General features: G+C 74.7%; 1 protein-coding gene. It reads right to left on the reverse strand.

Annotated elements, in window-relative coordinates; all coding sequences use genetic code 11:
• On the reverse strand, window positions 1-946 hold a 946-nt coding region (locus tag NBZ85_RS31415; RefSeq protein WP_261563457.1), incomplete at its 3' end, for a glycosyltransferase family 39 protein.
• Window positions 947-963 lie beyond the last annotated feature (17 nt).

The raw sequence follows: 963 nt of genomic DNA on the forward strand, positions 1-963 counted from the left end.
CACCACCGCCGGAGGAGCCGAAGATGCGGCCGAGACCGTTGTAGCCCAGCGCCAACTGCAGCAGGCTGTTGTCGGTGGAACCGCCGATGTAGGGGCGGGACGCGGCCGGCCACAGGTCGACCAGGGCGACGTACCAGCCGGCCGAGACGACGATCGCCCCGGCCGCGCCGGCCAGGTGCAGCACCCGGCGCCGCAGGCCCGTCGGCGCGGCGATCAGATACGCCAGGCCGAGCGCCGGGACGACCAGCAGCGCCTGCGCCAGCTTGGTGAGGAAGCCGAAGCCGATGCAGGTCCCGGTGAGCATCAGCCAGCGTGCGCTGGCCCGCTCGGTCGCCCGGACCGTGCAGTAGGCCGCGGCGACGAGGAGCAGCACCAGCAGGGCGTCCGGGTTGTTGAAGCGGAACATCAGTGCGGCGACCGGGGTCAGCGCGAACGCGGCGCCCGCGAGCAGCCCGGCGGTGGCGCCGGCGTGGCGCCGGACGGTGGCGTACAGCAGCCCGACGGCCGCGACCCCCTCGATCGCCTGCGGGGCGAGCACGGACCAGGACGAGAAGCCGAAGACCCGGGCGGACAGCCCCGAGATCCACAGCGACGCCGGCGGCTTGTCGACGGTGATCGCGTTGCCGGCGTCCAGCGAGCCGAACAGCAGCGCCTTCCAGCTCTGCGATCCCGACTGGGTCGCCGCCGCGTAGAAGCTGTTGCCGTAGCCGGACGCGCTGAGGTTCCACAGGTAGAGCAGCGCCGTCCCGGCGAGCAGGGCCAGCAGCGCCGGCCGGACCCACACCGGATCACCGGCCGGCCCCCGGGCCAGCCGCCCGAGGCGCCCGTGCCCCCTGCCCGGCGGCGGAGGCGGCGGCGGTTCGGCCCATCGCCCGCCGGTGGAGCCCGGCCGCGGGGCGAGCCGGATCGTGTCGGACTGGTCGACGTCGGGTGCGGTGGTCGTCATCGGGCAAACTCCAGAGT

This window comes from Frankia tisae (assembly GCF_025403405.1).
GTDB classification, from domain to species: Bacteria; Actinomycetota; Actinomycetes; order Frankiales; family Frankiaceae; genus Frankia; species Frankia tisai.